This window comes from Streptomyces sp. NPDC056296 (genome assembly GCF_042268605.1).
Taxonomy (GTDB): Bacteria; Actinomycetota; Actinomycetes; order Streptomycetales; family Streptomycetaceae; genus Streptomyces.
The window spans coordinates 1-3,770 of the sequence record NZ_JBHJRX010000043.1; the positions used below are offsets into that span (position 1 = coordinate 1).

3 protein-coding genes are annotated in these 3,770 nt (G+C 70.2%); 1 reads left to right on the top strand and 2 read right to left on the bottom strand.

Annotated elements, in window-relative coordinates; genetic code table 11:
* Both ACFCZF_RS28085 and ACFCZF_RS28090 read right to left on the bottom strand, forming a co-directional pair.
* On the bottom strand, nt 1-335 hold a 335-nt coding region (locus ACFCZF_RS28085), incomplete at its 3' end, for a DsbA family protein (RefSeq protein ID WP_376673995.1).
* A gap of 114 nt (nt 336-449) precedes the next feature.
* Complete coding sequence (locus ACFCZF_RS28090; RefSeq protein WP_376673996.1) at nt 450-998, bottom strand: DUF1697 domain-containing protein; 549 nt, start codon at nt 996-998, stop codon at nt 450-452.
* A gap of 369 nt (nt 999-1,367) precedes the next feature.
* Between ACFCZF_RS28090 and ACFCZF_RS28095 the strand changes: the two genes are divergently transcribed.
* Entirely contained in the window at nt 1,368-3,617 is a 2,250-nt protein-coding gene (locus ACFCZF_RS28095) for an MMPL family transporter (protein ID WP_376673997.1), read from the top strand.
* The last annotated feature ends 153 nt before the right edge of the window (nt 3,618-3,770 follow it).

A 3,770-nucleotide genomic window follows, 5' to 3' on the forward strand; every position in this document is an offset into this window, starting at 1 on the left:
GCCAGGGACTCGGCGACCACCGCGTCGAAGTCCTCGGCGCCCCGCTCGTGGATACGGGTGCCGAGCGCGGTGTACAGCTCGCGCAGCACCTTCTCCCCGTACCGCTCGGCGGCGGCCACCGCGACCCTCACCGGGCCGGTCGAACGGTCGACGAGATCCCGGTACCAGTCGGGCAGCTCGTTGCCGGTGTTGTGCAGGTACAGGCTCATCACGCGGAAGCGGAGGTCGAGCAGGCGTTGCCGTTCGACCTCCAGCAGCCAGCGGGAGGTGAGCCAGGCGAAGGGGCAGGCGGGGTCGAAGAAACAGTCGACGCGAGTAGGTGACGCGGTGTTCATGGCGCCGACGCTAGTGGCCGGGTGGTACGGCGTCGCGGCCCAATTCGGCGCCGTACCACTGGCCCAATTCGCCTTCGGTCCGGCTTGAGCGGTCTGGGAGCCGTCAGGGTGTGGTCAGGGTGTGGTCAGCTCCACGAGCTTGACGACGGTGTTCCAGTTGCGGGTGGTGGCGATCAGGCCCTTGTTCACACGGGGCCTGGCGAGGGACTCGGCGAGCTTGGAGCGGCCGAGGCCGTCCGGCGCGTAGAGGTACAGGGCACGGTCGCCGAGGCGGAACTCCTCGGGGCGGAAGGCCGGCCCGTCGATCGCCTCGAAGCGTTCCTCGTCGACCGGCGCGGAGAAGTAGGTGACGTGCAGTTGCCTGGCCTCCAGTTCGGCGGCCGGGAACGGGCACGCCTCGGCGACCGCCTGCAGATAGGCGTGGTCGCGCACGATCACGTCCACCGCGAAGCCGAACCGCTCCTCGATCGCCCGCGTCAACTCGGCGGCCAGGGACTCCTCGTCCCCGTGGCCGGACGCGAACACGGCCTGCCCGCTCTGGAGATGGGTGCGTACGGCGTCATGGCCGAGGCCTTCCAGGAGCGCACGCAGGTCGGCCATCGGGACCTTCCTCGCGCCGCCCACGTTGATCCCGCGCAGCAGCGCCGCGTACTTCGTCGTCATGCGCACACCATAGGTCGGCCGTCGTGCCCCGTGGGGGTGGGCACGACGGCCGACGTGCGCGCCACTCTCGCCGATGCGGTGTGCGCGGTTCAACCACTACACACGCCTGTGACTTATTCAACAACTCTGCGGAAGGCTCCCGCACCAGCGTCATGCCAGCGATACACCCTGATCACGACTTTCGAGCAACCCCGGTAGGTGTAGGGGCCCGAGTCCTCCTCAGCGGTGAGGAACGGCGATACGGAGGGATGAGCCGCCACCGTGGCACGTCACCGGAGAGGCCGACGAGATGGCCTTATCCGGGCCATACCTTCGAAACGAAAGGTGGCGGCAGGGGGCTGCCACCGCATTCGAGGGGGCAAGCCCGTCATGGGGAACGGAGAAACACGGGTGCGGGGCATAGCCGCCCGGGCCGGCGGCTGGAGTGCCCGGCACCGATGGGCTGCCGTCGGGATCTGGGTACTGTTCGTCGTCCTGGCGATGGGGCTCGGCTCGGCGGCCGGCCGGGTCGACGTCAAGGACAGCGACCAGATGGGGGGTGAGACGCACACCGCCGCCACGATCGTCGAGGACGCCGGGATCGACGAACCGGCCGGTGAGACCGTCCTGATCCAGGCGAAGGACGGGTCCCTGAAGGCCACCGACGCCGAGTTCCGCGCCGCCGTCGCCGCGGTCGTCACGGCGGTGGAGGGAACCGGCGAGGTCACGGGGGTGACCACGCCGTACGAGGCCAGGACCATCTCGAAGGACGGCCACAGCGCGCTGGTGCAGTTCGACATGCGCGGCGAGGCGGACACCGCGGGCGAGCGGGTCGAGCCGGTGCTGAAGGCCGTCGAGGGCGTCCAGGAGAAGCACGAGTCGCTGCGGATCGAGGAGATCGGCGGCGCCAGCATGATGAAGACGTTCGACGACGCGTTCGGCGACGACTTCAAGAAGGCCGAGTACTCCGCGGTCCCGGTGGCCCTCGGCATCCTGCTCGTCGCGTTCGGCGCGCTGGTGGCGGCGCTGGTGCCGGTCGCGCTGGCGATCACCGCGATCATCGCGACGATGGGTCTGATGGCCCTGGTCAGCCACTTCCAGCCGATGAGCGAGACCGCCAACTCCGTGATGCTGCTGGTCGGTCTGGCCGTCGGCGTCGACTACTGCCTGTTCTATCTGCGTCGCGAGCGCGAGGAGCGCGCCGCCGGGCGGGACGCGCAGACGGCGCTGCGGATCGCCGCCGCCACCAGTGGCCGGGCGATCGTCGTCTCGGGTGTCACGGTGTGCGTGGCGATGGCGGGCATGCTGTTCACCGGCATCGCCGAGTTCGAGGCGATGGGCCTGGCCTCGCTGATGGTGGTCGCGGTCGCCATGGTCGGCTCGGTGACGGTGCTGCCCGCGCTGCTGTCCCTGCTGGGCGAGCGGGTCGAGAAGGGCCGTCTCCCGTTCCTGCGCCGGCGCCGGAAGAACGGCGGCTCCGACGGCAGCCGGTTCTGGACGGCCGTCCTTCGGCGCGTGCTCGCCAAGCCGCTGCTCGCCGCCGCGGTGGCGACCGGCGCGCTGCTGGCCGTAGCCGCGCCCGCCATCGGCATGAAGACGGAGAACCTCACGCTGGACCAGGAGTTCGGCGACTCGCTGCCGATCGTGCAGACGTACAACCGGGTCAACGAGGCGTTCCCCGGCGGGTCGGACCCGGCCGAGGTGGTCGTGAAGGCCGACGACATCAACGCCCCCGAGGTGCGGGCGGCGCTCGCCGACTTCCGGGAACGGGCGGTCAGTTCCGGTGCCTCGCGCGGGCCGGTCGACATCACGATGCACGACGAGCAGAACGTCGCCCTGGTCTACGTCCCGCTGGTCGGCGGCTCCGACCAGGACAAGGCGGGCGAGAGCCTGGACAAGCTGCGCGACGACGTACGGCCGGCGACGCTCGGCAAGGTCGACGGCGTCGAGGCCCCGATCACCGGACAGGTCGCGGGGTCCAAGGACTTCAACGACCAGCTCGTCGGGTCGGTCCTCCCGGTCTTCGTGTTCGTGGTGGTCTTCGTCTTCCTGCTGATGCTGCTGTCCTTCCGCTCGCTGACGATCGCGCTCACCTCGATCGTGCTGAACCTGCTGTCGGTGGGTGCGGCGTACGGCATCCTGGTCGCCGTCTTCCAGCACGGGTGGGGTGCCTCGCTGGTGGGCGCCGAGGGCGTCGGCGCGATCATCACCTGGCTGCCGCTGTTCCTCTTCGTGATCCTCTTCGGCCTGTCGATGGACTACCACGTGTTCGTGGTCTCGCGGATCCGTGAGGCGCGGCTGCGGGGACGGACCACCAGGGACGCGATCCAGCACGGCGTGGTCACCACGGCGGGTGTGGTCACCAGCGCCGCCGTCATCATGGTCGCCGTGTTCGCCATCTTCGGCACGCTGTCCATGCAGTCCATGAAGCAGATGGGCGTGGGCCTGGCGGCGGCGGTGCTGATCGACGCGACGATCATCCGGGGCGTGCTGCTGCCGGCCGTGATGGCCCTGCTCGGCGAGCGCAACTGGTACCTGCCGAAGTGGCTGCACCGGCTCCCGGACCTCACCCACGACGAGACGCCCGAGGCGATCGCGCCGGCGGCCCGGGACGACGAGGGTGAGCGGGTCGGGGTGTGACCGACCGCCGCTACGACTGACAGCCGAAGGGCCCGTCGGTTCCGGGAAGTCCCCGGCACCCCCAGGCCCGCCGCCGCCCTTTTCTTCTCGGGTGTCTGACCCTCCCCTCCACCCCCTCCCCCCCTCCCCATTCCCTCCCCCACCCCACCCCCC